Annotated in this window: 23 protein-coding genes, 1 other RNA gene and 1 pseudogene; 14 read left to right on the forward strand and 11 right to left on the reverse strand. The window is 59.1% G+C overall.

Going from position 1 to position 26,528, the window contains the following annotated elements; genetic code table 11:
* Positions 1-324, forward strand: a 324-nt coding sequence (locus ACQKP2_RS17745; protein ID WP_427578243.1) for a phosphoenolpyruvate carboxylase, incomplete at its 5' end; no start/stop codon positions are given.
* Positions 325-380: 56 nt separating this feature from the next.
* On the opposite strand, the gene ACQKP2_RS17750 is transcribed toward ACQKP2_RS17745, so the two are convergent.
* The gene (locus ACQKP2_RS17750) at positions 381-683 is read right to left on the reverse strand and encodes an RnfH family protein (RefSeq protein WP_427578244.1); all 303 of its coding nucleotides are present in this window, start codon (positions 681-683) and stop codon (positions 381-383) included.
* Positions 676-1,110: a type II toxin-antitoxin system RatA family toxin gene (locus tag ACQKP2_RS17755; protein WP_427578246.1), complete on the reverse strand. Its 435-nt coding sequence runs from the start codon at positions 1,108-1,110 to the stop codon at positions 676-678. The genes ACQKP2_RS17750 and ACQKP2_RS17755 overlap by 8 nt, the downstream gene beginning before the upstream one ends.
* A gap of 217 nt (positions 1,111-1,327) precedes the next feature.
* On the opposite strand from ACQKP2_RS17755, the gene smpB reads away from it, so the two are divergent.
* Complete coding sequence (gene smpB / locus ACQKP2_RS17760) at positions 1,328-1,810, forward strand: SsrA-binding protein SmpB (protein WP_427578247.1); 483 nt, start codon at positions 1,328-1,330, stop codon at positions 1,808-1,810.
* 89 nt (positions 1,811-1,899) lie between these two features.
* Here the strand turns inward: smpB and ACQKP2_RS17765 are convergent, their stop codons facing one another.
* Complete coding sequence (locus ACQKP2_RS17765; RefSeq protein ID WP_427578248.1) at positions 1,900-2,667, reverse strand: GntR family transcriptional regulator; 768 nt, start codon at positions 2,665-2,667, stop codon at positions 1,900-1,902.
* 263 nt (positions 2,668-2,930) lie between these two features.
* Between ACQKP2_RS17765 and ACQKP2_RS17770 the strand changes: the two genes are divergently transcribed.
* The 7 genes from ACQKP2_RS17770 (at position 2,931) to ssrA (ending at position 11,542) form a co-directional block, all read left to right on the forward strand.
* Complete coding sequence (locus ACQKP2_RS17770; protein ID WP_427578250.1) at positions 2,931-4,625, forward strand: lactate permease LctP family transporter; 1,695 nt, start codon at positions 2,931-2,933, stop codon at positions 4,623-4,625.
* 150 nt (positions 4,626-4,775) lie between these two features.
* Positions 4,776-5,600 carry a (Fe-S)-binding protein gene (locus tag ACQKP2_RS17775; protein ID WP_427578252.1) on the forward strand — a complete coding sequence of 275 codons (825 nt, stop codon included), beginning with the start codon at positions 4,776-4,778 and terminating at the stop codon, positions 5,598-5,600.
* Entirely contained in the window at positions 5,597-7,051 is a 1,455-nt protein-coding gene (locus ACQKP2_RS17780) for a LutB/LldF family L-lactate oxidation iron-sulfur protein (RefSeq protein WP_427578254.1), read from the forward strand. The genes ACQKP2_RS17775 and ACQKP2_RS17780 overlap by 4 nt, the downstream gene beginning before the upstream one ends.
* Positions 7,051-7,722: a LutC/YkgG family protein gene (locus tag ACQKP2_RS17785; protein WP_427578256.1), complete on the forward strand. Its 672-nt coding sequence runs from the start codon at positions 7,051-7,053 to the stop codon at positions 7,720-7,722. The genes ACQKP2_RS17780 and ACQKP2_RS17785 overlap by 1 nt, the downstream gene beginning before the upstream one ends.
* Positions 7,719-10,562, forward strand: a complete 2,844-nt coding sequence (locus ACQKP2_RS17790) for an FAD-binding and (Fe-S)-binding domain-containing protein (RefSeq protein ID WP_427578257.1) — start codon at positions 7,719-7,721, stop codon at positions 10,560-10,562. The genes ACQKP2_RS17785 and ACQKP2_RS17790 overlap by 4 nt, the downstream gene beginning before the upstream one ends.
* A 219-nt stretch (positions 10,563-10,781) precedes the next feature.
* Complete coding sequence (locus ACQKP2_RS17795; RefSeq protein ID WP_427578259.1) at positions 10,782-11,054, forward strand: hypothetical protein; 273 nt, start codon at positions 10,782-10,784, stop codon at positions 11,052-11,054.
* Between the two features lie 96 nt (positions 11,055-11,150).
* Positions 11,151-11,542: a transfer-messenger RNA gene (ssrA, locus tag ACQKP2_RS17800) on the forward strand.
* A 283-nt stretch (positions 11,543-11,825) separates the two neighbouring features.
* Here the strand turns inward: ssrA and ACQKP2_RS17805 are convergent.
* Positions 11,826-13,190, reverse strand: a complete 1,365-nt coding sequence (locus ACQKP2_RS17805; protein ID WP_427578261.1) for a hypothetical protein — start codon at positions 13,188-13,190, stop codon at positions 11,826-11,828.
* Positions 13,191-13,580: 390 nt separating this feature from the next.
* Positions 13,581-13,790, reverse strand: a complete 210-nt coding sequence (locus ACQKP2_RS17810) for a hypothetical protein (protein ID WP_427578262.1) — start codon at positions 13,788-13,790, stop codon at positions 13,581-13,583.
* Between the two features lie 221 nt (positions 13,791-14,011).
* Between ACQKP2_RS17810 and ACQKP2_RS17815 the strand changes: the two genes are divergently transcribed.
* The 3 genes from ACQKP2_RS17815 to ACQKP2_RS17825 all read left to right on the forward strand — a co-directional run bounded on the left by ACQKP2_RS17815 (position 14,012) and on the right by ACQKP2_RS17825 (position 17,829).
* Complete coding sequence (locus tag ACQKP2_RS17815) at positions 14,012-15,418, forward strand: DUF2252 domain-containing protein (RefSeq protein ID WP_427578264.1); 1,407 nt, start codon at positions 14,012-14,014, stop codon at positions 15,416-15,418.
* Between the two features lie 370 nt (positions 15,419-15,788).
* The gene (locus tag ACQKP2_RS17820; RefSeq protein ID WP_427578266.1) at positions 15,789-17,228 is read left to right on the forward strand and encodes an ArnT family glycosyltransferase; all 1,440 of its coding nucleotides are present in this window, start codon (positions 15,789-15,791) and stop codon (positions 17,226-17,228) included.
* A gap of 343 nt (positions 17,229-17,571) precedes the next feature.
* Complete coding sequence (locus ACQKP2_RS17825) at positions 17,572-17,829, forward strand: DUF6124 family protein (RefSeq protein ID WP_427578268.1); 258 nt, start codon at positions 17,572-17,574, stop codon at positions 17,827-17,829.
* A 138-nt stretch (positions 17,830-17,967) separates the two neighbouring features.
* Here the strand turns inward: ACQKP2_RS17825 and ACQKP2_RS17830 are convergent, their stop codons facing one another.
* Entirely contained in the window at positions 17,968-18,801 is an 834-nt protein-coding gene (locus ACQKP2_RS17830; RefSeq protein WP_427578301.1) for a phosphatase PAP2 family protein, read from the reverse strand.
* A 26-nt stretch (positions 18,802-18,827) separates the two neighbouring features.
* Positions 18,828-19,499 (reverse strand): histidine phosphatase family protein, encoded by a 672-nt coding sequence (locus ACQKP2_RS17835; protein ID WP_427578270.1) that lies wholly within the window; start codon positions 19,497-19,499, stop codon positions 18,828-18,830.
* Positions 19,500-19,917: 418 nt separating this feature from the next.
* On the opposite strand from ACQKP2_RS17835, the pseudogene ACQKP2_RS17840 reads away from it, so the two are divergent.
* Positions 19,918-20,799, forward strand: a pseudogene (locus ACQKP2_RS17840) (methyl-accepting chemotaxis protein); the annotation flags it as partial.
* 198 nt (positions 20,800-20,997) lie between these two features.
* On the forward strand, positions 20,998-21,702 hold the full coding sequence (locus ACQKP2_RS17845; protein WP_427578302.1) for a methyl-accepting chemotaxis protein: 705 nt from the start codon (positions 20,998-21,000) through the stop codon (positions 21,700-21,702).
* 235 nt (positions 21,703-21,937) lie between these two features.
* On the opposite strand, the gene ACQKP2_RS17850 is transcribed toward ACQKP2_RS17845, so the two are convergent.
* The 4 genes from ACQKP2_RS17850 to ACQKP2_RS17865 form a co-directional block, all read right to left on the reverse strand.
* Entirely contained in the window at positions 21,938-22,306 is a 369-nt protein-coding gene (locus ACQKP2_RS17850) for a glyoxalase superfamily protein (RefSeq protein WP_427578271.1), read from the reverse strand.
* 117 nt (positions 22,307-22,423) lie between these two features.
* The gene (locus ACQKP2_RS17855; protein ID WP_427578273.1) at positions 22,424-23,881 is read right to left on the reverse strand and encodes an N-acyl-D-amino-acid deacylase family protein; all 1,458 of its coding nucleotides are present in this window, start codon (positions 23,879-23,881) and stop codon (positions 22,424-22,426) included.
* Between the two features lies 1 nt (position 23,882).
* The gene (locus ACQKP2_RS17860; protein WP_427578275.1) at positions 23,883-24,743 is read right to left on the reverse strand and encodes a MurR/RpiR family transcriptional regulator; all 861 of its coding nucleotides are present in this window, start codon (positions 24,741-24,743) and stop codon (positions 23,883-23,885) included.
* Positions 24,744-24,758: 15 nt separating this feature from the next.
* Positions 24,759-26,108: a gluconate:H+ symporter gene (locus tag ACQKP2_RS17865; RefSeq protein ID WP_427578276.1), complete on the reverse strand. Its 1,350-nt coding sequence runs from the start codon at positions 26,106-26,108 to the stop codon at positions 24,759-24,761.
* Between the last annotated feature and the right edge of the window lie 420 nt (positions 26,109-26,528).

Here is a 26,528-nt window from a genome sequence, read left to right on the forward strand (position 1 = left end):
CACTTGATGGACGAATTGGCGGCAGACGGTGTCAGCGCTTACCGCGCCGTGGTGCGGGAAAACCCGCAATTTGTCGAATATTTCCGCCAGTCGACTCTTGTCAGCCTCTCAGGTGATTTCATGCCTGGCGTGAGCCGTGACGAGGCCATTCTCGGCAAGGACAGCGGAACGACCGTCACCGCACCGGCAGAAAAAGTCGAGAAGCCAAAACCGGAAAAACCAGTCAAGCCTGGCTCGTTGCTGGATCAGATCCAGAAGGAAGTGGACGGCGTAGAAACCGTTCCAGTCCCAACACCCGAGCCTCTGGAAACCTCGCCGCAATAATTTGCGACGCATAAAAAAACCCGGATATCCGGGTTTTTTTATGCCTGACGCTCCACTCACTGATTTCTGGCTTTAGCCTCGGCCGCCTTTGCCGCACGCAGTCGACGAACCTCCTTCGGGTCTGCCACCAACGGCCGGTAAATCTCGATCCGATCGCCAGGCTGAACCGAGCGCTTGTCGGCATCGACGATTACCTTGCCGAAAATCCCGACAGGGCACCCGGCCAAATCCAGTTCAGGAAATATCTGGCCGATACCTGATTGCAACAACGCCGCGCGGATATTCGTCCCCGACGGCACTGTCACCGACAAAAGCACCTGGCGATCGATGGCGGCATACACCACCTCAACCTCAACCATGTATTTGCTTGGCCCGCTGGCAGAACGCATCCACCAGCGTATTGGCCGCCTGGTTGAACAATGGCCCCAGCGTCGCGCGAACAATGGGACCTGCATAATCGAATGACAGGTCCAGGCTGATCTTGCAGGCCTTCTCGCCCAGCGGCTTGAACACCCACATGCCATGCAACTGATTGAATGGCCCTTCTTCCAGGTTCATTTCAATCGACTGGCCGGGAACCAGGGTATTACGCGTCACGAAATGCTGGCTGAGCCCCCCCTTGGCCACGCCGACGCTGGCGCGCATGGTTTCGGGTGAGCTTTCCAGCACTTGCGCCGATGAGCACCACGGCAGGAACTCCGGATATCGCGCCACGTCGTTGACCAGGTCATACAGGGCTTTGGCCGGGTAAGGCAGCAAGGCCGAACGTGAAATGTGTGTCGTCATGTCAGCTTCACTTCCACAACTGGGCGGCAAACACTACGAGAATGCCGATGGGCGCCACATAGCGCATCAATTGGACCGAATCCTTGCCTGACGACATAGATATTAAGACCAAGCGTTCAAAAAAAAGAGCGCGCATTGTCCGGGATTCAATCAACCTGCTCAAGCACGCAGCATCACCGTAGCCGACTCGCGCGCAACTCCCTATAATGCCGCCCCTATGGCTAAACAGAAGAAACACCCAACAGGGACCATCGCGCAAAACAAAAAGGCGCGACACGATTACTTCATCGAACACCGGTTCGAGGCTGGTCTGGTCCTGGCCGGCTGGGAAGTAAAAAGTCTGCGGGCAAGCAAGCTACAACTGGTTGACAGTTATGTACTGCTCAAGGATGGCGAAGCCTGGCTGCTCGGTAGCCACATCACGCCTCTGACGACTGCCAGCACCCACGTCATTGCAGACCCGGTCCGCACCCGCAAGCTGCTGCTCAACCGGCGCGAGCTGGACAAGCTGTCGGCTGCCGTACAGCAAAAGGGTTATGCCTGCGTATGCCTGTCCTGGTACTGGAGCAAGCATATGGTCAAGTGCGAAATCGCGCTGGGCAAGGGCAAGAAGGAATATGACAAGCGCGACACCGAGCGCGAACGCGATGCCGGTCGCGAATTGCAGCGCGCGGTACGCAACAAGGGCAAGGAAGAGTAATTTTTCTGCCTGAGATCGCATTCGCGGGCAAGCCTCGCTCCCACGGGACCGAGGCTTGCCCGCGAATGCGGTACCAAAAAATCTTCTGACTACATCCCTTTACGCCGCTCTGCCCGAGCCACGCGCTGCACTTCCTGACGCACCTCCTCCAACACTTCCTGCACATACAGAATGTGTCGACTGGAGACTTCCCGCGCCTGCTCCGCTCTGCCCTCGATAATCGCCAGGTACAACTCCCGATGCTGAGTGATCAACATGTCGCGGGTTTCAGTGCGCTGCTTGTACATGCCGCCAATGTTGGTCACCACGTTACGCTTGAGCAAATCGAACAAGCCGCGAATGGTGTGCAGCAATACCGCGTTGTGGCTGGCCTCGGCGATGGCCAGATGAAACTTCGCGTCCGCCGCCCCCTCTTCCGCTCGACTGACTTCATCGTGTCGCGAATAGCAGTCCTGCAACTCATTGAAAGCCGAGGTCAGGCGTTCGCGGTCGACATCCGTGGCGCGTAGCGCGGCGTAATAAGCACAGGACGCTTCCAGGGTATGGCGAAACTCCAGCAAATCTCGCTGGGCCTCAGGATTGCTTTCCAGTAGCAGCAGCAACGGATCACTGAATGTCGTGCCCAGGGATTCCACCACATAATTGCCACCCCCCTGGCGACTGACCAGCAGACCTTTGGCAACCAGCTTCTGAATGGCTTCACGCAATGAAGGGCGCGAAACACCGAACTGCTCCGCCAAGGCACGTTCGGCCGGCAGACGCTCGCCTGCCTTCAGCGTGCCTTCGAGAATCATCCCTTCCAGCTGCTCGACAATATCGTCAGACAAACGGCGCTGACGAACCTGATCAAACCCCATAACTCGATTTCTCCACGATCCGGCAGCTCGCCGGGCCTCTATTCTGGCCCATTCGCGGCATGTCGGCACCTGCCAGCACGCATTTGCCGCGACATCCTCAACGCTGCGGCAAAGACCTCATTCGACAAAAGTTTTAGGGCGGCAAATTGACACACCGCCTACAAGGCTTTTACCCTAGCCGACAGCGATTGTAAATTGGTATTACCAATTATCCAAGCACGCTAAATGAGTGCCTGACCAACAACAATTAGGGGCCACCCCATATGCAAACCTGGCAACAGCTCTACAGCCCACTCGGCAGCCTTGGCTTATCCGCGCTCGCTGCCGTCATCCCGATTGTGTTTTTCTTCCTGGCCCTGGCCGTGTTCCGCCTCAAGGGACACGTCGCCGGCAGCATCACCCTGGCCTTGTCGATACTCGTGGCGATCTTTGCCTTTCAGATGCCGGTCGACATGGCATTCGCCGCCGCCGGATATGGCTTCGCCTACGGCCTGTGGCCCATCGCCTGGATCATCGTGGCAGCGGTGTTTCTCTACAAACTGACGGTCAAGAGCGGCCAGTTCGAAGTGATCCGCAGCTCGGTCCTGTCGATCACTGACGACCAGCGTCTGCAAGTGCTGCTGATCGGTTTCTGCTTCGGCGCCTTCCTCGAAGGGGCAGCCGGTTTCGGCGCGCCGGTGGCCATTACCGCCGCGCTGCTGGTGGGCCTTGGTTTCAATCCGCTGTACGCCGCCGGCTTGTGCCTGATTGCGAACACGGCTCCGGTTGCCTTCGGCGCCCTGGGCATTCCGATCATCGTGGCAGGCCAGGTAACGGGCATCGACGCGATGAAGATCGGCGCCATGGCCGGCCGCCAATTGCCACTGCTTTCGTTGTTCGTGCCGTTCTGGCTGGTGTTCATGATGGACGGCCTGCGCGGTGTTCGCGAAACCTGGCCAGCCGCACTGGTGGCCGGCTTGAGCTTTGCCATCACGCAGTACTTCACCTCGAATTTCATCGGCCCGGAACTGCCGGATATCACTTCGGCCCTGGTCAGCCTGGTTTCCCTGACCCTGTTCCTGAAAGTCTGGCAACCCAAGCGCGCCGCCGGCCAGCACATCGCCGGCGCCGTCTCGGCCTCCGTTGCAACCACAAGCGTCGGCGGCTTCGGCCAGAAGCGCAGCACCCTGGCTTCGCCTTACAGCCTGGGGGAAATCTTCAAGGCTTGGTCACCGTTCCTGATCTTGACGGTTCTGGTCACCATCTGGACCCTCAAACCGTTCAAGGCGATGTTTGCCGCCGGCGGCTCGATGTACAGCTGGGTATTCAACTTCGCCATCCCGCACCTGGATCAGCTGGTGATCAAAACCGCACCGATCGTGGCCGCGCCAACCGCCATTCCCGCTGTATTCAAGCTTGATCCGGTTTCCGCGACCGGTACGGCGATTTTCTTCTCGGCGTTGATCTCGATGCTGATCCTGAAGATCAACATCAAAACTGGTCTGACCACTTTTCGAGAAACTTTCTACGAGCTGCGCTGGCCGATCCTGTCCATTGGCATGGTGCTGGCTTTCGCCTTCGTCACCAACTACTCGGGCATGTCTTCGACCATGGCTCTGGTACTGGCCGGCACCGGCGCTGCGTTCCCGTTCTTCTCGCCGTTCCTTGGCTGGCTGGGCGTTTTCCTGACAGGTTCCGACACCTCTTCCAACGCGCTGTTCAGTTCGCTGCAAGCGACCACCGCGCACCAGATCGGCGTCAACGACACCTTGCTGGTAGCGGCCAATACCAGCGGCGGCGTGACCGGCAAGATGATCTCGCCGCAATCGATCGCCGTCGCCTGCGCCGCAACCGGCCTGGTGGGCAAGGAGTCGGATCTGTTCCGCTTCACGCTCAAGCACAGCCTGTTCTTTGCAACCATCGTCGGCCTGATCACATTGGCTCAGGCCTACTGGTTCACCGGCATGCTGGTGCACTAAGCCCGGCCAGATACATGGAAAAAACCGACGCCGGACCACGCTCCGGCGTCAGCTATTCACACCCCGGTCTGTAAGGCTGCTGAAAGAATCACGCTTTATATTCAGCCGCCTCAACGGACGGATAACCGGGACCACCCGGAGACACGCCTGATGAGCGAACTTTTTTACAACGCCGTGCCGAATGCGACCCGAGTCGCCCCGCCACTGCCCGAGCCTCGGCAATACCCCAGCGAAAAACCGCAACGGGTGTACCTGTTCGGAACCTGCGTGGTGGATCTGTTCTACCCGGAAGCCGGAATGGACGCGATCCACTTGCTCGAGCGCGAAGGCATCCGGGTCGAGTACCCGCAAGGGCAAAGCTGCTGCGGGCAACCGGCCTACACCTCGGGTTACACCGAACAGGCCAGGGCCGTGGCGCGCTCGCAACTGGCGCTGTTCGCCGGGGATTATCCGGTGGTCGTGCCTTCGGGCTCCTGCGCCGGCATGTTGCGCGAACACTATGCAGACTTGTTCAAGGATGAGCCGGACACACTGAAACAGGTTCAGGCATTGGCTGCCAGAACCTATGAACTGGCCGAGTTTCTGTTGTTTGTCTGCAAGGTGCAGTTCAAGGACAGCGGCGCACCGGTAAAAGTGGCATTGCACACGTCATGTTCGGCACGACGTGAAATGAACACCCACTTGCATGGCCGCGAGCTGCTGGCGCAGTTGAGCAATGTGGAACGGGTCAATCACGATCACGAAAGTGAGTGTTGTGGCTTCGGCGGGACTTTCAGCGTCCGTATGCCAGACATCTCCGGAGCGATGGTGGCTGACAAGACCCGCTCGCTGAAGGAGTCCGGTGCACACCGGGTCCTGAGTGCCGACTGCGGTTGCCTGATGAACATCAATGGCGCGCTGGAGAAACAGAAGGAAGCGCTGCGCGGTCAACACCTGGCCAGCTTCCTTTGGCAGCGTACCGGAGGTGGCCAATGAGCGCCGCCCAGATTATTCCTACGGTCGCCGTAGAAGAAGATTTCCGCACCCGAGCACACGAAGCCCTGGGTGATGCGCAATTGCGAAACAACTTTCGCAAGGCCATGGATTCACTGATGACAAAACGGGCAACGGCGTTCAGCGATGCCCACGAAAGAGAACATTTGCGCGCGCTGGGCAATGCTGTCCGTGCCCGCGCGTTATCCAAGCTGCCCGACCTGCTCGAGCAGCTTGAACAGAACCTGACCCGCAACGGTGTGAAAGTGCACTGGGCGGAAACGGTGGACGAAGCCAACGGCATCGTCCTCTCGATCATCCGCGCTCACGAGGGGCGGCAAGTGATCAAGGGCAAATCGATGGTCAGCGAAGAGATGGAAATGAACCATGTCCTCGCTGAACAGGGCATTGAATGCCTGGAATCGGACATGGGCGAATACATCGTCCAGCTCGACCACGAGAAGCCTTCACACATCATCATGCCGGCAATCCACAAGAACGCCGGTCAGGTCGCGTCCTTGTTCCACGACAAACTCGGCGTGGAATACACAAAGGACGTTGACCAACTCATTCAGATCGGTCGCAGGGTCCTGCGGCAGAAATTCATCGAAGCGGACATCGGTGTCTCCGGCGTCAACTTCGCCGTGGCTGAAACCGGTACCCTGCTGCTGGTGGAAAACGAAGGCAACGGCCGCATGACGACCACGGTGCCGCCCGTGCACATTGCCGTTACCGGCATCGAAAAGGTCGTGGAAAACCTGCGTGACGTGGTGCCACTGCTGTCGCTGCTGACCCGCTCGGCCCTGGGTATCCCGATCACCACTTACGTCAACATGATCTCAGGCCCGCGCAAGGCGCATGAGCTTGACGGCCCCCAGGAAGTGCACCTGGTGCTGCTGGACAACGGCCGCAGCCAGGCCTTTGCCGACAGCGAACTGCGACAGACGCTGAACTGCATCCGCTGCGGCGCCTGTATGAATCATTGCCCGGTCTATACCCGAATCGGCGGCCATGCCTACGGTGAGGTGTACCCCGGGCCTATCGGAAAAATCATCACGCCACACATGGTCGGCCTGGCGAAAGTCCCGGATCACCCAAGCGCCTCTTCGTTGTGCGGAGCCTGTGGTGAAGTGTGTCCGGTAAAAATTCCGATTCCGTCCCTGTTGCGCCGGCTTCGCGAAGAAAACGTCAAGGCACCGGATACCCCGCATCAAGTGATGCGCGGCCAGGGCAGCAAGTACTCGCGCAAGGAACGGTTTATCTGGAACGCCTGGGCGAAACTCAACAGTTCACCGACGCTGTATCGTGTGTTCGGCCTACTCGCCACGCGCCTGCGCGCCCTTACGCCAAGTAATGTCGGCCCGTGGACACAAAACCACAGCGCCCCGAAACCGGCCGCCCGTTCACTGCATGACATGGCTCGCGAGCATCTGGCCAAACAGGGAGATCGTTGATGAGCGCCAAGCAAAATATCCTCGGCAAGTTGCGCAAGAGTCTGACTGGCACCACACCGCTGGCTGACAACTTCAATGTCGATCTGGTGACCGCCCCTTACACCTACACGGCGGAACAACGCATCCCGCAACTGCGCAAGCTGATGGAAGCCGTACACACGGAAATCCACCTGACTTCAACCGAACACTGGCCGGCCCTGTTGGCGAAGTTGCTGCAGGATCGTCAACTCCCGAGCCTGCTGATCGCGCCGACGACCGCTCACGGTCAGCGCATCACCGAGCATTGGGCGGCACATCCAAACCTTCCGACACTCAAGGCCTACGATCGCCCGGTGGAAGAATGGAAAGCCGAGTTGTTCGACGACACGCCGGCAAGCCTGACGGGCACCCTGGGAGCAATCGCTGCCACGGGTAGCCTGATTCTCTGGCCGACGCGGGAAGAACCGCGTTTGATGAGCCTGGCGCCATCGGTGCATTTCGCCCTGCTCAAGGCCAGCGAAATCCGCGACAACTTCTATCAGGTCCAGCAGGAATTCGGATGGGCCCAGGGCATGCCGACCAATGCGTTGCTGATCTCCGGCCCGTCGAAAACCGCCGACATCGAGCAAGTCCTGGCTTACGGTGCCCACGGCCCGAAAGACTTGGTGGTGCTGATCCTGGGGGACCAATGACGCTACCGGCCGCTTTCCTGCGCGATGCGCAGCAACTGATTCCACGGGATCGTCGATTCGATGACCCGCTGTCGACCCTGGCCTTTGGCACCGACGCCAGTTTTTATCGCCTGATTCCGCAACTGGTGATCCGCGTCGAGTCCGAGGATGAAGTGGTGACATTGCTGAAACTGGCGCAACGCGATCAGGTCCCGGTGACCTTCCGCGCCGCCGGCACCAGCCTGTCCGGCCAGGCCATCAGCGATTCGGTGCTGATTGTCCTTGGGGATAACTGGAACGGTCGCCAGATCCGTGGCCAGGGCACGCAAATCCGCCTGCAACCGGGGGTGATCGGCGCGCAGGCCAATGCCTGGCTGGCACCGTACGGACGCAAGATCGGTCCGGACCCGGCATCGATCAATGCCTGCAAAATCGGTGGCATCGTCGCCAACAATGCCAGCGGCATGTGCTGCGGCACGGCGCAAAATACCTATCACACCCTGGCCGGCATTCGCCTGGTGCTGGCCGATGGCACTTGCCTGGACACCGAAGACGCCGCCAGTGTCGCGATGTTTCGGCAAAGCCATGCACCGTTGCTGGAGCGTCTGGCCGAACTGGGGCGCGAGACGCGGGCGAACGCCGAACTCGCTGCGAAGATCCGTCACAAATACCGTCTGAAAAATACCACCGGCCTGTCACTCAACGCCCTGGTGGACTACGACGAGCCTGTGGATATCTTGAGCCACTTGCTGGTGGGCTCCGAAGGCACCCTCGGCTTCATCAGTGCAGTGACCTACGACACGGTCATCGACCACCCGAACAAAGCCTCGGCGCTGATCGTATTCCCGGATGTGGAGACCTGCTGCAACGCGGTCACCGTCCTGAAAAGCCAACCGGTATCGGCCGTGGAGCTGCTGGATCGGCGCAGCCTGCGCTCGGTACAGAGCAAACCCGGTATGCCCGCTTTCGTACAGCACCTGTCGAACAATGCCTGCGCGTTGCTGATCGAATCCCGCGCGGCTTCATCCACATTGCTGCAGGAACAACTGGCGCAGATCATGGCGTCGCTGGCGTCGTTCCCCGTGGAGAAGCAGATCGATTTCACTGAGGACCCACAGGAAAACGCCCGACTCTGGGCGATCCGCAAGGACACCTTCCCTGCCGTCGGTGCGGTGCGCAAAACCGGCACCACGGTGATCATCGAAGACGTGACCTTCCCGGTTGGACAACTGGCCATCGGCGTGAACCGCTTGATCGAGTTGTTCGACAAGCATCACTACGACGAAGCCATCCTGTTCGGCCATGCACTGGAAGGCAATCTGCATTTCGTCTTCACCCAGGGCTTCAACAACGCGCAGGAAGTTGCACGCTACCAGGCATTCATGGACGACGTGGCGCAACTGGTCGCGGTGGAGTTCGGCGGCTCGCTCAAGGCCGAACACGGCACCGGGCGCAACATGGCGCCGTTTGTCGAACTGGAATGGGGCAGCGATGCCTATCAGTTGATGTGGCAACTCAAACGCCTGCTCGACCCCAACGGCATTCTCAATCCGGACGTCGTGCTCAGCCAGGATCCGCAAATCCACCTCAAGCACCTCAAGCCGTTGCCCGCCGCCGACGAGATTGTGGATAAGTGCATCGAATGCGGTTTCTGCGAGCCGGTTTGTCCTTCCAAAGGACTGACCCTGAGTCCACGCCAGCGCATCGTGATCTGGCGCGACATCCAGGCGAAAAAACGCGCCGGCGTCGACACACGGGAGCTGGAGGCTGCCTACGAATACCAGGGTATCGACACCTGCGCCGCTACCGGTCTTTGTGCACAACGTTGCCCTGTGGGAATCAATACCGGCGAGCTGGTGAAAAAGCTTCGCGCCCAGCACGCCACCCACACGAAAACCGCCAACTGGCTTGAGGGAAATTTCGCAACGGCAATGCAAGGCGCCCGCTTCACCCTGCACGTGGCCAACGGTGCGCGGATGCTGCTGGGGGCGCCTCGCCTGAGCAGACTCTCTGCCACGGTGACTCGACTTTCCAAGGGGCAGATCCCACAGTGGACCAACGCCATGCCGCAACCGGAAAAGGCGATACGCTTCAGTCCGGCGATGACGGATGCACGTCCACGCGTGGTGTACCTGGCCGCCTGCGTTTCACGCGCCATGGGGCCAGCCGCCGGCGACAGGGAACAGATGTCGCTGTACGACAAGACCCGGGCCCTGCTGGAAAAGGCCGGTTACCAGGTGGTGTTCCCGGACAATCTGGATAACCTCTGCTGCGGCCAGCCGTTCGCCTCCAAGGGCTATACCGAACAGGCCGAACACAAGCGCCAGGAGTTGATCAGCGCCCTGCTTCACGCCAGCCGCGGCGGGCTCGATCCGATCTATTGCGACACCAGCCCCTGCACCCTGCGCCTGACCCAGGACCTGGGCGACGTTCGTCTTGACCTGTACGACCCGGTGCGATTCATCCGCACGCATTTGATGGATCGCCTGGATTTCACACCGCAAGACGCGCCAATCGCAGTGCATGTCACCTGCAGCACCCAGCACTTGGGAGAGAGCCAGGCGTTGATCGATCTGGCGCGCAAGTGCAGCAAGAATGTCGTCATCCCCGAAGGCATTCACTGCTGCGGTTTTGCCGGTGACAAGGGCTTCACCACCCCCGAGCTCAATGCTCATTCGTTGCGCTCGCTCAAGGATGCCGTGCAGTACTGCAGCGAAGGCATTTCCACCAGCCGCACCTGTGAAATCGGCCTGAGCCAGCATGGCGGGATCGATTACCACGGCCTGGTCTACCTCGTAGACCGCGTCACCCTGCCTCGCACCTGTAGGAGCGAGCAAGCTCGCGATGGTCGTCAACAATAGCGCTAGCGACCTGGCACCCTGCGGTGTTCCGGCTTACATCGTCGGAACACCGCCCGGAGCATGCTCGCTCCTGCAGCTCCCGGAATCCGGAAAAAAAAACCGAATTCGCGCCGACGGCTATAGTCATTTAGCCAGGCCTCGTGAAAGGGGCTTATAACCAACTCGGACAGCAGCCCGCACTACCGGCAGCACCGAGCCCTCATGCGAAAGGAGATACTCATGAAGCACACTGCAATTGCTGGATTGTTCGTCGCTGCCGCAATGTTGGCCTCGCCGGTGTTTGCGGCAGACAGTGATCTTTGTACCAGTAACATTCAAACCATCAATGACTTCGTGAACAGCGACCCCGCCATCTCAAAGGGCACCCTGAATAACGTCAAGGCCGCACTGAAAAAAGCCAAGACAGCCCAGGCATCCGGCGACTTCAAGCAATGCATCGAGGTTTCCGGCGGCATGATTCAAAAAATGAACATTCGAGCCCCTAACCGTTGATACGACTCGGGGGCCAACCTTCGGGTTGGCCTTCCGGGCCACATTGGCGTAGACTACACAGGCTTGTTGCTCAACAGATTCATGGGCAATGAGTTCGGGGCCGTTTAGGATTCGACGCCGGTTGCGAAACTTTAGGTGCATGCCGAGTTGGTAACAGAACTCGTAAATCCACTGTTGCAACTTCCTATAGTTGCCAATGACGAAACCTACGGGGAATACGCTCTCGCTGCGTAAGCGGCGCTAGCCTTCCTCCTGGTACCTTCGGGTCCAGCAATCATCAGGGGATGTCTGTAAACCCGAAATGATTGTCATACAGAACAGAATCGCCGTGCAGTACGTTGTGGACGAAGCGGCTAAAACTTACACAACTCGCCCAAAGCACCCTGCCCGTCGGGTCGCTGAGGGTTAACTCAATAGACACGGCTACGCATGTAGTACCGACAGCGGAGTACTGGCGGACGGGGGTTCAAATCCCCCCGGCTCCACCAAACAATCAAAAAAAGACGTCCACGGACGTCTTTTTTTGTGCCTGAAATTCAGTGAGCCCGGCTCTCTGATCACCTTGACCGGAGGCTTGATCCGGATGCTGGTGAACCCGTTTTCCGACTTCATCACCGGATCCAGGATCATGCTGGTCAGTGGCGATCTTCGGCTCTCGGTTAATCCCCAGACTCTATCTAATACCAGCGACTGCCTTTGGCAGCTATGCCTTGTTGGTTACCCAACGAAAGTTTAAGTCGCTGTAGCTAAATACCCCTCTGAGCACACGCCTCACCAAAACCAGTAAGGCAGAAATTTTGGTGTTGGCTCAATGGCTAATTCCCGATGATAGGTAATAGCGTTGAAGAAAAACATATCCAACACAAGGAAGGTGGCAGCACCAAAAGAGAAAATCACAAACTCACGATGTGGATGTGTGCAGAAACGCGACTCCATCCAAGGCCGAACGGCAACAAGGGCAATCAAAGCCGTAGAAGTACCGATATAGTTCGGCCGAAGTGGCGTCGCCGCATACAGACTATAAGTAAAGGCAAGCAGTAACATCCCCAGTCCCAGTTCCGGCAAATTCAAGCAAAATCTCAGTAACTTGTCTCTGGCGCTTGCAAAAATATGGCTGCGCTCCACGAATATGTAGGCAGCCAATAAAGAAATAGCGGGTGTGATTGAAAGGATGTAACGAGCTTTCTTGGTACTTGGGATCGTGAACAGTACGATCACCACAAGGAGCCAACCTGTGAGGTACAGGAGCATGTTCGTGGCAGGAGCAGGCGAGCGCTCAAAAAAGTGTTTGTACTGCTTGATGATGACGATCAACGCGAAAAAAGCAGTTACGCCATAAGTCAGCAAGCCTGCAGAGAAATAGAAGTAATAACGGGGCGTACGAGCACTGGCAAATCGCCCCAACCCTTGCATGATCAATACTTCCTGCAGGAAAGCGTCTCCACCTTGCACGTAGGCAGCCCATGTCAGCACCGCAAGACCTGTGGCCAATACCAGGCCTGCGGACAAGGAGAACACCACCAACATGCGCCACTGCCGGCTTAACAGGTAGTAAGACGCGACGACACTGGCAGGGCCGATCAGGCCAACAGGGCCACGAAATGCAAAGCCCAGCGCCAGACCCGCGAGTACCAATAACAACCGATAACGCTGTTTATGCATCTCTGCCGAATAGGCCAGGTAAAAGCACATCACAGTAATAAGCGCAGGGTATATATCCAGCGCCAGGGAGTTCACGCCGTCCAGGAATGACCAGGTGAACAGCGCAAACACAACACCATAGGCGCCCCATTTCTTTTCATGCAATGCACCCAACTTGTAAATAAATACCAGCATCAAGGCGGCGGCAACGCAAAAAGGCAACCCCATCGAAAGGATGGATATACGGCCAAACGGCAAGGACACCAGATACACGAGGAGTGTGTTGAGCACCGTGTAATCGGGATATGGCTGCAGATCTTCAGCGATTGGAAACAGCGTCACCCCATGCTGCAGCATATATTGGGCAAAATCGACAAAGCGCGTGGTGTAATTGAGTACGGCGGGTTTGTATTGCAAAACAGCCAACACAACAAAAGCCATAATAAAAATAAATGAGCATGGTTTCCTTGCAGCTACTTCCCTTAGCCTCTTCATGTGATCCTGCCGCCCCTGAAAATGCGCAGGCTAGCATTTTGCTTTTCGGACCATCCAGACTGAAGACGCAAAAATTTGCAAAAGGCAATACCTCTTATTTATTTAAACTATTTGCTTACACCAACGCCCTGAACGCCAACTGAATAAACACCAATAAACGTGCAAACAGCCTGATACAGGTATTGATTTTTTTCACAAATAAACTATTGGAGTTTGAATTTCTCCGGGGTTCGTAGGTGCCTTCATACCTTGAAGTTACGCGCCCACACTCGAAACGATCGAGTACCTGAAAAGCCTGAAGGTGGGTCGGGGGCGTTGGGGGTGAAACTCTGGGCGCATCATTTCAAGCATGTGGTGAGTTTGAACGAGCTGTAAGAGCGTTTTTTTCGGCTACCAGCCGCGCAAAATCCGCGCTTGTTCGGCCGCCCAATGCTTGCAGATTTCCGGCGACAGGGCATGGGGTGCTCGCACTCTTTCCTCCAGCTTGGTCGCAAAGGACGTCGCGGATTGCTGATCGGAAAAACTGAAAACCATGCCGCACGTGTGCACCACCCACACAGGTTTCCCTTGCTCGCTGGACAACATGATCGATCGGTCCATCCGGCTCTCCCGGAGTGTCGAAAGCGATTGTCATAACCCAATGAGTATAGCCACTGGCCGGATCGGCAAAGGACCTGCCGGCGCTTTACAGCGTTCGTCCGTCGGCTGAGCGCCTTTCCCATTTACACCTCCCATGGACATGAACCGCCCCGGAAATACGTCCGCTCACCTTCTACACTCATTCGGTAAACACCCATCACCACTCGCCGAACGAGCCATCCATGACGACCCTCAAAGATCGCTTCAAACAAGGCAGAGACGCACGCAAGAAATGCTCTCGCGGTGACCACGCATCCACGGGCAAGGTCAATCGCGATCCAGTTCCTCTGATCAAGGCGTCCAGCGAGGGGCGGGTCAAGTCACTGGTCGAGTTGCGCTATGGGCGCATGCTGGTGTCGCCGTTCACCTTCTACCGCGGCAATGCCCTGTTGCAGGCACACGACCTGGCGAACTCGCCGAACATGGGGCTGGTATCGCCGATCTGCGGCGACTGCCATCTGATGAACTTTGGCGGTTTTGCCACGCCGGAACGCAACCTGCTGTTCAGCGTCAACGATTTTGACGAAACCTACCCAGGCCCCTGGGAGTGGGACCTCAAGCGCCTGGTGGCGAGTTTTGTCGTGGCGACCCATGACCTGCGCCACGGCAACTCGGTGGAAGAAGCGGTCTGCCATGAAGTGGTGCGCGCCTACCAGCAGACCATGCTGGAGTGTGCCGAACAAAGCACGCTGCACACCTGGTACGAATCCATTACCTACGACGATCTGCGCGAGCAGGCGCGTAAAAACGCACTCGAACATGTGGAGCGCGCCATCGAAAAAGCCGAACGGCGCACCCACGCCGAGCTGCTGCCCAAAATCAGCGAGCGTGACGCCCAGGGTCGCCTGGTCATACGCGACGACTTGCCGGAAATTTTTCATTTGCACGGCAGCACCACGCTGCTGGACGCCGATGATGACTGGCTGCGTCTTCCCGATTGGCAAACGCATCTGGACAAATTCATGCGTGAATACCGCTCGACGTTGCAGGCCGATCGCCGCGAACTGTTGTCGCGTTTTCGCGTGCAGGACCTGGCCTTCAAAGTGGTAGGCGTCGGCAGCGTCGGCACCCGCTGCCTGGTGGCCTTGCTGACCGACGAGCAAGGCTTCCCGCTGTTTCTGCAATACAAGGAAGCGCGCCGCTCGGTGGTCGCCAGCTACTTCAAGGCCAAGTCGCGGATCAAGCATGAGGGCCAACGCGTGGTCGAGGGCCAGCGCCTGATGCAATCGGCCAGCGACTTGTTTCTCGGTTGGGGCACCGGCCCCAATGGTCGGCACTTTTATGTACGGCAACTACGGGACATGAAAGTCTCTGCCGAAATCGAAACCTTCGACGCCGACACCTTCACCGCCTATGGCGGAGTCTGCGGTCGCGCGCTGGCCAACGCTCACGCCAAGTCATCAGGGTGTGCCGCACTGATCAGTGGCTACATCGGCAAGAGCGATGCGCTGGCCGAAGCGCTCTACAAGTATGCCAAGGCCTATGCCAGGCAAAACGAACGCGACTTCGAACGCTTCCAGCAGGCCTGCCGCAAGGGCCGTCTGCATGCGCGGTCCGAAGCGGATTTTGCCGCGGACTATACGCCTTAGGCACACCGCATCCATCACAGGGGCGCCGCAGGTCGCCCCCGACATGAACTTTTCTTCACTACACCCTGGCGAAGTAACCTGTACATTTCCCTCGCTCATTCAAGAAACTACGGTTTGCCCGCCCTCCCGCGGGCTTTTTTTTGCCTGCAGATTGCTCGTCATGCACAGGCTCATTCACTTGGGACAATGACTCGTCAGGCGCCCGGGCGCTGGCAGGATCCTGTGCCGACAGCGCTGGTCAGTAGGGTCCGCGAAACCCCACTGCGTCGCGGGTCGCGGCAGCTCACACAGGGATCACATCTCGTTCACGCTTTGTTAAGTTTTGCCCGAGTAGCCTTGAGTTTCCGCTACTCCTTCGGTCTCGCACACCATGTCGCGCTCCGCCACTTCACTGTTTCTGCTTGCTGCACTGCTGTTCTTTTTCGCCCTGGGTAATCACCAGTTACAGGGCTCCGCCGAAGCCCGGGTCGCGGGCATTGCCATGGAAATGCACCTGGACAATGACTGGGTGACCCCTCGCCTGTTCGGCCAACCCTTTCTGGAAAAACCACCCCTGAGCCTGTGGCTCGATGCCGGTGCAATCCGTGCCTTCGGCAGCACGCCATGGGCAGTACGCCTGGCCTCGGCCTTTGCGGGACTGTTCAGCGTGATGTTGCTGTACACGATGCTGCGCCGCCTGGGCCGGCCAAAAACCATCGCCTGGACCGCCGCCCTCTTGCTGGCAACCATGGCCAGTTACTGGATCAATGTGCGCAGCGTAGGGGAAGACGCGCTGCTCGCTTTGGGCGTCAGCATGGCGCTGCTGGCCTTTTTCCACGGTCACCGGCAAGCCTCGGTCGGCAACGGCATGCTGTTTATTCTGGGCATTGCCATCGCCACCTTGAGCAAGGGCGTGTTGGGGCTGGCGATGCCGGGCGTGGTGATCTTCTCGTTCCTGCTGGCCGAGAGCCTGATGGATAAGCGCCTGGAGCTTTCTCGCTGGCTGCGACCTGCCCTGCTGACTGTGGCGGGCCTGGTGCCGTTGATGATCTGGCTGGCGTTGCTGTATCGGCGCGATGGCCTGGAGGCGGTAACACAAATACTGCTGACCAACAGTGTCGGACGCTTCAGCGGTTCATTCGTCGAGGCCGGGCACCACGAGCCGTTTTATTACTACCTGGCCAAACTGCCCCAGGCGTTTCTGCCCTGGAACATTCTGGTGTACCTGGGCCTGTGGCACTTTCGCAAAAGCCTGGCGGCCAATCGTTACCTGCTGTTCTTCAGCCTGTGGATACTGGCGCAATTCGTGTTGCTGACGCTGGCCTCAAGCAAGCGCACCGTGTACCTGATGTCGATCACGCCCGCGGCGGCCGTGATCGCGGCCGAGTACGCACACGTCTTGTATGAACGACTGAAAAACCAGGATACCGCTTCGACCCTTTGGGGACGTGTGGCCCGAAATCGTCGTGAATGGGTCATTGCTGCGCTGGCCCTGGCGGTCGGCAGCTACCTGGCGACGGCGCAATGGTTGATGCCCCACGCCGACCGCAAACTGTCCTTCCTGCCGCTGACCGAACAGGTTCAGTCCCTGCAAGCCGACGGGCAACAGGTGGCCCTGTACCAGAGCAACGAACGGGTCGATGGCGCCATCGTGTTCTACACCCACAGCCTGCTCAAGCAACTGGAGACCGAGGCACAGCTGCATGAGTATCTGGGAAGTTCGACCCATCACGTCGCGCTGATGACTGCCGAAACCGAGCCGGCGCCACCGTTGCATGTGCTGAGGAAAATGCAGGTTGGCAAACAGGATTACTACTTTGTCGGGCAGTGAGGGCGAGGTCCTGCGACCTTTCCTACGCCCGATGAAAACCTGAGGAAAGGTCCCACGGGACTTTCAGGTTGTCGCTCGGAAACTGGCTCCCTAGTCTTGGGTTGTCACTGAAAAAATCAGTGATCGGGTGTGAGAACCCGGCAAGTAATAGTCATTCAGTGCCTGCATCCGCATAATTGCCGCCAGCTTATTCGCTGTCGGTAAATGCGTAATGGCGGCTGTGTGCGGGCAGACTTATGTCTGGCCGGGTGGCTATGACCGGTTTCTCACCTCGCACATAGCTGCCTCCTTATGTCGCGTGAGAAACGGCGAGAGGAGGTATCCACCGCAAAGGAGAGTTGCCTTGGATAAGTTGATCCCTGATCCCCCCAGCGAAACCAAGCCCTACCAACTGCCAACCCTGTTCACGGTCCTCCCCGGCATCGGCACCGAAACCCTACTCGCCAACGCCAGCGAGTCACTGGCCTCAGCCAACGTCCTGCTCAACGACTTCGCCACGTTCCTGGACGGCCCGCAACGCAACACCGCGCTGGCCATCGCACAAATCGTCATGCTGGCCGAACTGGCGGTGAATCGGGCGCTGGATAACGTCGACCCGTAGGAGCCAGGCTTGCCGGCGAAGGCGCTTCAGGTTGTCGCACGACACCAGGCCGTCTTCGCGGGCAAGCCTCGCTCCTACAGGCAAAAAAAACCCGTAACTCTTACTCGAGTTACGGGTTTCGATATTCAAAAACCTATATCAACCGGCTACCTGGGGCTCATTCTCAAACCCGGGCACCTCATCCTTGCCCAGCACCGGCTTGTCTAGCCGCGCCCGTCCGTAGAACGCCAGCGCCGTCAGCAGACACGTCAGCCACACCACGATCCCGGCCCAGAAGGTGTGGGACATGTAGTGCCAGCCCTGCAGTACCCGCGTGGTGCCGTAGATGAAGCCAAGCGCCAGCGATCCGTACATCAGCGCCTTGGAATAGCGCCAGCGATAACGCCGCGCCACGAAGTACAGCGCCAGCATGGTGAAACCACCGGAAGCATGGCCGCCCGGCCAGCAGCGACCTTCACCGGCGTCATTGAGCAGGTCGAAATTCTTGTACCACTCCTTGTGCTCGATCTTGCCACCGTACTGGGTGGTCTCGATCGGGCAATACACACTGGTGTGGCTCTTGAGGTAGTGGATCATGCCGGTGGTGATGGAGAACGCGAACACCACAAAGAGGAAGTCCCGGCGGTGTTTGGCGGCAAATCGCAATACCGGCGCGACTTTGATTTTTTCCAGGAACGCGATGATCTTCGAATGCTTTTGCGGGTTCAGGCGTGGCCAGATAAACGACGCAATGGCGCCTATCAGCGCAATCTCCGCAGTCCAGTTGGGAATGATCCGCGCCCATTTATGGGTAATTTTTTCGAACAGGTGCGATTGGTCCAGCGGGAAGCTCTGCGTCACCGGGTCGAAAAACAGGTTGTTGAAGGCGATGTCGATCTGGGTCAGGTCGAACATCAGGAACACGATGGCCGCACAGGCCAGAGGAATACCGAAGTTCAGCCAGTAAAAGCGCGAGGGGGAAGCCGTCTGCATGTTGTTTGCCGAGTTGGAAGGTGAATTCATTTCGTCGTCACGGTACGCCAATCGGACGCTTCGATGAAGCCCAGCATGCGCGGTTTCTGCTGCGGTTCGGCCGTGATGAACAGCGAAGCACCGTAACCCAGGGTCGAAGTCGACAAATTGAGGTCCTTTTCCAGTTGATCCATGCATTCGCTGTGGGTCACCAGGATCAGGTTGCGCCCGGCAACCTTGTGCGACAGGGCATCACGCAACATGGTGCCCTTGCAGTTGATCAGCCACTCGTCACCGGCACTGACCTTGTTGAACATGAACCCGGCCGTCTGCGCAGTTCGCAGCATGGGGCTGTTGTAGATGTCGGCCTTGCCCAGGCCCATCTGTTCGAATTGCGCACCCACCGCCACCGCGACACTGCGCGAACGATCGGTAATGCCATCGTCACCGACCAGGCAAGGGGCGCTGGAGTGATCGCAGCGCTCGACATGGCGCACCAGCACAATCATGTCGCCCTTGTCCCAACCGGCCTTCAACGCCCGCGCGCCGGCAACGTTGCCATGGGCCAGGTCCGGCACGGCCGCAGGTCGCAGCGCAAAAAACGCCAGAGGAACCACCAGCAACGCCGAGACCAGCAGCAGCGCCTTTTTGTGATGACGGGCATAACGGCTCAGATTGATCGAGCGGTTTATGCCGAACAGACTCAGTCTCAGATCCACATCAAGCCGCCTCGCCGGCACGCGACACTTCATTTAATCCGACGAGGGTAAAGAGGCAGGCGTGGGCAGTTAGTGAAACGATTGTGAAAAAAAGCTTAAGAATTTGCCTGCCGTCGTTTCGACAAGAGCCGAAACACATTCAAGTGGATTCGTTTCAACAAAATCCTTTCAGCTCTCGTGTTTGCGGCCGATACAGGCCTTCTACACACCTTGCTGGCGCCAAAAACAACAATCTTCCAGCCTATCGACGAACACGACGCAACACGTTCCTGGAGGAATTTTGATGAACAGATGGTTCGGCAATATCAGCGTGAACCTGAAACTGGGCCTGGGATTCGGCCTGGTCCTGGCGCTGACCTGTGTCCTGGCGCTGACCGGCTGGAGCAGCCTCGGCAGCTTGATCGACCGCAGTAACTGGATGAGCGACATCACCCAGCTCAATGCCGGCCTGACCAAGCTGCGTGTAGTGCGCCTGCAATACATGCTGACCAACGGCGACGAAGCCACGGCCCAGAACGTGCAGTCGTCCCTTGAAGCGTTCTCGGCTCAGCAGCAAGCCTTGCTGGTCAAATTCAAGAGCCCGGAAAACCTCAAGCTGCTCAGGGAACAGGGCGCCGTCATCGATGCCTACAAGACGTCCCTGAACAAAATGCGCGGGGCCTACCGCGCCGGCAACAGTGCGCGCGACGTCATGACGGCCAATGCACAGACCGCCAACACGCTGATCAACGACATCAACACCCGCGTGCAACAACTGCCGCCGAGCGAGCAGCGCTTCGAGCAGTTCCAGGCCATCACTGCGGCCAGGGAAGCCTTCCTGCTGGCACGTTATGAAGTGCGCGGCTACACCGCCACCACCAACGCCGAGACCGAGCAAAAAGCCGTCGCCCAACTGGACGCCGCCATCGCCAGCGTCAAATCCCTCAATGCCCATTTCGCCGACGTGCATCCCGATGCCCTGCGCCAGCTGGAAACCGCGCTGGACGCTTATCGCAGTGCATTGCAGGCCTACAAAGCCGCCAATAACGATGTGGTGCAGGCGCGCAAGGAAATGACTGACCAGGGCGCCGCCATCGTCAGCCAGAGCGATGCGTTGTATCAGATCCAGCTCGATCGCCGTGACGCCGAAAGCGCCAGCGCCCGAACCCTGCAACTGGTCAGCACGCTGCTGGCGTTGCTGGTGGGCATCATTGCCGCGGTGGTCATCACACGCCAGATCACCCGTCCGTTGCGTGAAACCCTGGCTGTGGTTGACCTCATCGCCAGTGGCGACCTGTCGCACAACATTCAGGTGACGCGCCGCGATGAGCTGGGCGTGTTGCAGCAAGGCATCGTGCGCATGGGCGCGACGCTGCGCGACTTGATCAGCGGTATCCGTGACGGCGTTACCCAGATCGCCAGCGCTGCCGAAGAGCTGTCGGCCGTGACCGAGCAAACCAGCGCCGGGGTCAACAGCCAGAAGGTGGAAACCGATCAGGTCGCCACCGCCATGCACGAGATGACGGCCACCGTGCAGGAAGTCGCCCGCAACGCCGAGCAAGCCTCGCAAGCCGCCGCGGCGGCCGATGGTGAAGCCCGCGAAGGTGACAAGGTGGTCGGCGAAGCCATCGCGCAGATCGAGCGCCTGGCCAGCGAGGTGGTACGTTCCACCGAAGCCATGGGTGTGTTGCAGCAGGAAAGCGACAAGATCGGCAGCGTCATGGACGTGATCAAGGCCGTGGCCGAACAGACCAACCTGCTGGCACTCAACGCGGCGATCGAAGCGGCTCGCGCCGGTGAAGCCGGGCGGGGTTTTGCCGTGGTGGCCGACGAAGTCCGTGGCCTGGCCCAGCGCACGCAGAAATCAACCGAAGAGATCGAAGGCCTGGTGGCCGGTCTGCAAAACGGTACACAGCAAGTGGCGGCCGTGATGAACAACAGCCGCAGCCTGACCGACAGCAGCGTGGCCCTGACCCGCAAGGCCGGCGCCTCACTGGAAAGCATCACCCGCACGGTGTCCAACATCCAGTCGATGAACCAGCAGATCGCTGCCGCTGCCGAACAGCAAAGCGCCGTGGCCGAAGAAATCAGCCGCAGCATCATCAATGTGCGCGATGTGTCCGAACAGACCGCCGCCGCCAGCGACGAAACCGCAGCATCCAGCGTTGAATTGGCGCGTTTGGGCAATCAGTTGCAGACGATGGTGAGCCACTTCCGGGTATGACGTTCAGTCATCGTTGAATGAAAGATCCATTCGCGGGCAAGCCTCGCTCCTACAGGCTACGCGCAACCCTGTGGGAGCAACTGTCTTGATGCCTTTCTAAAAAGGATTGATTCAGCATCAGTAAGGCCCCTTTCGCTGGCAAGCCAGCTCCCACAGGGATTCTCGGTGTTCACACAATCTGTGTTTCAACTTGAACCTTGTGGGAGCGGGCTTGCCCGCGATTGCGATCTAAAGCTCAGACGCAGATGGCGTTGGTAAACACCAACCGATTACCAAACGGATCGGTCACGGTCATGTCCTGGCTGCCCCATGGCATGGCCTGGATCTGTGGGCGGGCGAAGCCGTATTCCCGGGCCAGCAACTGCTGCTGGAAGGCTTCCAGTTCATCGGTCTCGATGCGCAACGCCGAACCCGGTGTCGCGTCGCCATGATGTTCGGACAGATGCAAAACGCACTCACCACGAGAGACTTGCAGGTACAGCGGGAAGTTGTCTTCGAAGCGGTGCTGCCAGTCGATCTTGAAGCCCAGGAAGTCGACGTAAAACTCAACGGCCTTGGTTTCATCGAAGATCCGCAGGATCGGAGTGGTTTTGCCGAAGCTCATCAAGTTGCTCCCAGACAGAAAGAACCCGGAGTGTAGCCGGGCTGTACCAACAAATCGGCCCGGTGATAGCATTCTTTAATCTCAATGTGCCATCACTGTGACGCACTGCTCGAATCTTCAGTTGAAACCCTCGCGCAAGTCGCCTTCCCGCGCCAGAAACCGCCCTTCCCGGCGCCCGTTTGCCTGGCAATCGCGATAACTCAACACGCCATTGACCCACACGCCTTCGATGCCCTCGGCCGCCCGTTGCGGATCATTGAAGTCCGCCACGTCGCGGATGGTCGCCGGGTCGAACAACACCAGGTCCGCCCAATGGCCCTCGCGGATTTCGCCCCGTGCCTTCAAGCCGAATCGGGCCGCGGACAGCCCGGTCATCTTGTGAACGGCGGTGTGTAGCGGAAACAAGCCGACATCACGGCTGAAATGCCCGAGCACCCGCGGGAATGCGCCCCACAGGCGCGGATGAGGAAACGGATCTTCGGGCAAACCGTCGGAGCCCACCATCGACAGCGGGTGCGCAAGGATTCTCCTGACGTCGGCTTCGTCCATCCCGTAATACACCGCACCCGCTGGTTGCAGTTGGCGGGCTGCTTCGTGCAGCGACAGGTTCCATTCGGCGGCAATGTCCATCAGATCGCGACCGCCCATTTGTGGATGCGGTGTGGACCAGGTGATGGTGATGCGATGGGCATCGGTGACTTGCTTGAGGTCCAGGGTCGACGAACTCGCCGCGTACGGGTAGCAGTCGCAGCCCACCGGATGGCTTTTGGCAGCCTGCTCCAGGGAGGCCAACAGTTGCGGACTGCGCCCCCAATTGCCGGCGCCCGCACATTTGAGGTGAGAAATGATCACTGGGGACTGCGCATGGCGGCCGATCTGGAAAGCCTCGTCCATGGCCTCCAGCACGGGTTCGAATTCACTGCGCAGATGCGTGGTGTAAACCGCGCCGAAAGCCGTCAGCTCTTCTGTCAGTTGCATGACTTCGTCGGTGGAGGCCGAGAAGGCACTGGCGTAGGCCAGGCCCGTAGACAAACCTAGCGCCCCGGCATCCAGGCTCTCGCGCAACTGTTTGCGCATGGCGGCAATCTCATCGGGCGTGGCCGTGCGAAACAGGTCGTCGAGATGGTTGCTGCGCAATGCGGTATGGCCGACCAAGGCCGCCACATTCAACGTGGTGTTCGCCGCCTCGACAGCGGTTCGGTAGTCGCTGAATGTCGGGTACACAAACGCGGCGACATTGCCTAGCAGGTTCATCGGATCCGGCGGATCACCGCGCAGGCTCACCGGCGAGGCACTGATGCCGCAGTTGCCGACGATCACCGTGGTCACGCCCTGACTGAGCTTGGGCAACATCTGCGGCTGGCGGATCACCACCGTATCGTCGTGGGTGTGCACGTCGATGAACCCCGGCGCCAGCACCTTGCCTGCCGCGTCGATTTCTTCGCTGGCGCAGGCATCGCCCAGGTCGCCGATGCGCTCGATGCGACCGTCGAGAATGGCCACATCGGCGGGGTAACCGGGGCTGTTGCTGCCGTCGATGACCAGGGCGTTGCGAATCAGCGTGTCGTACTTCATGTCAGTCTCCCAGCGGCAAGTGATCGTCGCCGCCGCGGTATTCGTCCAGGGCGAGCTTGATCCGCCGCAGGCGTTCTTGATTGTCTTGAGGATTGGCCAGCGCCAGCTCGGTGGCAAGCACATCGATGGCGAGCAACATGCCGTAGCGCGCCGCCGTGGGTTTGTAAATGAACGAGGTTTCGGCGATTTGCAGCGGCAACACAACATCGGCCAATTGCGCCAGCGGCGATTCGCCGCGGGTGATGGCCAGAATCCGGGCGCCGTAGTTGCGCGCCAGCTCTACGGTCTCAAGCAGCTCCGGCGTCATTCCGGTCAACGAGCAAACAATGACCACCTGCTCGGCGTTGAGGCTGGCGGCGGTGATACGCATCATCACGGCGTCATGGCACACCGCAATCGGGTAACCGAGCCGCACCAGCCGCACTTGCAGTTCATCGCTGCACAGAGTCGAGCAGCCGCCCATGCCAAAGGCGTGAATCATCCGCGCCTTGCCCAGCAGTTTCACTGCATCGGCGAAGCGCGACTCATCGAAAGCGGACAGGTGCTGACGCAGGGTCGACTCGATATCGCCCACGATCTGCCCGTAAAACGCCGATTGCTCGGGCGTGCCCGCCGGGTCGAGAAAACGGCTGCCGACGCCACTGGCCTGGGCCAGTTGCAAGCGCAGGTCCCGCAGGTCGCGACAACCCACCGTGCGGGCAAACCGTGACAGCGTGGCCGTGCTCACTTCCGCCCGCTGGGCCAGATCGTCGAGGCTGGCGGACGCGGCAAACCCCACGTCGTCGAGCATCAGTCGGGCGATACGTCCTTCACCGGCACTGAAGGAATCCTGACGGGCGCGGATCTGGTAGAGGATGTCCATGGCGGGCGGCTCCGGTTAAATCAGGTAAGAAAGACCGACGGTCAGACCGAAGGCGACCAGCGAGATCAATGTCTCGAGCACGGTCCAGGTCTTGAAGGTCTGGGTGACGGTCATGTTGAAGTATTCCTTGATCAACCAGAAGCCGCCGTCGTTGACGTGGGAAAAGATCACCGAGCCTGCACCGGTCGCCAGCACCAACAGTTCCGGGTGCGGATAGCCCATGGCGATGGCCACCGGTGCGACCACGCCCGACGCGGTGGTCATGGCCACGGTGGCGGACCCGGTGGCGATGCGCATCAGCGCGGCGAACAGCCAGCCCATCAACAATGGCGACAGGTGGAAGGCGTGGGCCAGACCGACGATCTGATCGGTCACTCCGGCGTCCACCAGAATCCGGTTCAGACCGCCGCCGGCACCCACCAGCAAGGTGATGCTGGCGGTCGGTGCCAGGCATTCGTTGGTGAACTTGAGGATCGATTCGCGGTTGAAGCCCTGGGCAAGTCCCAGGGTCCAGAAACTCAACAAAGTCGCCAGCAGCAGCGCCACCACCGAGTTGCCGATGAATAACAAAAACTGGTTGAGGCCGCTGCCGGGAGTAGAGATCAGGTTGGCCCAACCGCCGATCAGCATCAGCACCACCGGCAGCAGAATCGTCGCCATGGTGAGGCCGAACCCCGGCAGGCTGTCGCGCGGTTCACGGTCGAGGAACTGGCACTCCAGCGGGTTTTCCTCCGGCAATTGAATGCGCGGCACGATGAATTTGGCGTACAGGGGACCGGCGATGATCGCCGTGGGAATGCCGATGGCAATGGCGTAGAGCAAGGTCTGCCCCACCGAAGCCTGATAGGCCTGCACAGCGAGCATCGCCGCCGGGTGTGGCGGCACCAGCGCATGCACCACCGAGAGCCCGGCGACCATTGGCAAGCCAACCATCAGGATCGACACGCCGACCCGGCGCGCCACGGTAAAGGCGATCGGCACCAGCAACACGAAACCGACTTCGAAGAACAGCGGCAGCCCCACCAGGAAGGCAATGCAGACCATCGCCCAATGCGCGTTTTTCTCGCCGAAACGGTCGATCAACGTCCGTGCCACCTGCTCGGCGCCACCGGACTCGGCCATCATCTTGCCGAGCATGGTGCCCAGCGCCACCACCAGCGCGATATGCCCCAGCGTCTTGCCCACCCCGGCCTCGTAGGCCCCGACCACACCGGAAGGCGGCATGCCCGCCACCAGCGCCAGGCCAATGGAAATCAGGGTAATGACAATGAACGGATTGAGCCGGTAACGGGCGATCAGAACGATCAGTGCAATGATTGCGATGGCGGCATAGACCAGCAGCCAATAGCCGGAAGACAGCGTCATGCGGTACTCCTCGAAAGGGTCACGTCGAATGTTTTGTGAAACTCTTAAAACATTTCGAGGCGCAACTATCAAACGAGATGAAAGTAATTTTCGTACAGAGGCAAGACCTGTCGCTTACAGATATGTCATGTCGCGATTAATGAAAATCAGGGTAGCGAACTTTCACCACTGATCGCCCTGATCGTTCCCACGCTCTGCGTGGGAAAACGATCAACCTTGTAGGAGCCAGGCTTGCCGGCGAAGGCGTTTTCAAAGGCGCCGCATGACTCAAGGCCGCCTTCGCGAGCAGGCTCGCTCCCACAGGGTTGGCGTACATCCAACAAAGTCAGATTGGCTGACAAGCCGTCATCGCTGGCAAGCCAGCTCCCACAAATGCACGACACGCCAAAACTCTATGGTGGTTGATCGTTCCCACGCTCT

Source organism: Pseudomonas sp. NPDC089569, from assembly GCF_050280625.1.
Classification (GTDB): domain Bacteria; phylum Pseudomonadota; class Gammaproteobacteria; order Pseudomonadales; family Pseudomonadaceae; genus Aquipseudomonas.

Bases quoted from the DNA above. Each gene is read 5' to 3' on its own strand.
- ACQKP2_RS17860 (WP_427578275.1), bottom strand. From the start codon at position 24,743: ATGGACATCCTCTACCAGATCCGCGCCCGTCAGGATTCCTTCAGTGCC.
- ACQKP2_RS17795 (WP_427578259.1), top strand. From the start codon at position 10,782: ATGAAGCACACTGCAATTGCTGGATTGTTCGTCGCTGCCGCAATGTTG.
- ACQKP2_RS17820 (WP_427578266.1), top strand. From the start codon at position 15,789: ATGTCGCGCTCCGCCACTTCACTGTTTCTGCTTGCTGCACTGCTGTTC.
- ACQKP2_RS17865 (WP_427578276.1), bottom strand. From the start codon at position 26,108: ATGACGCTGTCTTCCGGCTATTGGCTGCTGGTCTATGCCGCCATCGCA.
- ACQKP2_RS17850 (WP_427578271.1), bottom strand. From the start codon at position 22,306: ATGAGCTTCGGCAAAACCACTCCGATCCTGCGGATCTTCGATGAAACC.
- ACQKP2_RS17845 (WP_427578302.1), top strand. From the start codon at position 20,998: ATGACGGCCACCGTGCAGGAAGTCGCCCGCAACGCCGAGCAAGCCTCG.
- smpB (WP_427578247.1), top strand. From the start codon at position 1,328: ATGGCTAAACAGAAGAAACACCCAACAGGGACCATCGCGCAAAACAAA.
- ACQKP2_RS17750 (WP_427578244.1), bottom strand. From the start codon at position 683: ATGGTTGAGGTTGAGGTGGTGTATGCCGCCATCGATCGCCAGGTGCTT.
- ACQKP2_RS17775 (WP_427578252.1), top strand. From the start codon at position 4,776: ATGAGCGAACTTTTTTACAACGCCGTGCCGAATGCGACCCGAGTCGCC.
- ACQKP2_RS17785 (WP_427578256.1), top strand. From the start codon at position 7,051: ATGAGCGCCAAGCAAAATATCCTCGGCAAGTTGCGCAAGAGTCTGACT.
- ACQKP2_RS17755 (WP_427578246.1), bottom strand. From the start codon at position 1,110: ATGACGACACACATTTCACGTTCGGCCTTGCTGCCTTACCCGGCCAAA.
- ACQKP2_RS17815 (WP_427578264.1), top strand. From the start codon at position 14,012: ATGACGACCCTCAAAGATCGCTTCAAACAAGGCAGAGACGCACGCAAG.
- ACQKP2_RS17805 (WP_427578261.1), bottom strand. From the start codon at position 13,190: ATGAAGAGGCTAAGGGAAGTAGCTGCAAGGAAACCATGCTCATTTATT.
- ACQKP2_RS17810 (WP_427578262.1), bottom strand. From the start codon at position 13,790: ATGGACCGATCGATCATGTTGTCCAGCGAGCAAGGGAAACCTGTGTGG.
- ACQKP2_RS17770 (WP_427578250.1), top strand. From the start codon at position 2,931: ATGCAAACCTGGCAACAGCTCTACAGCCCACTCGGCAGCCTTGGCTTA.
- ACQKP2_RS17830 (WP_427578301.1), bottom strand. From the start codon at position 18,801: ATGCAGACGGCTTCCCCCTCGCGCTTTTACTGGCTGAACTTCGGTATT.
- ACQKP2_RS17790 (WP_427578257.1), top strand. From the start codon at position 7,719: ATGACGCTACCGGCCGCTTTCCTGCGCGATGCGCAGCAACTGATTCCA.
- ACQKP2_RS17765 (WP_427578248.1), bottom strand. From the start codon at position 2,667: ATGGGGTTTGATCAGGTTCGTCAGCGCCGTTTGTCTGACGATATTGTC.
- ACQKP2_RS17780 (WP_427578254.1), top strand. From the start codon at position 5,597: ATGAGCGCCGCCCAGATTATTCCTACGGTCGCCGTAGAAGAAGATTTC.
- ACQKP2_RS17855 (WP_427578273.1), bottom strand. From the start codon at position 23,881: ATGAAGTACGACACGCTGATTCGCAACGCCCTGGTCATCGACGGCAGC.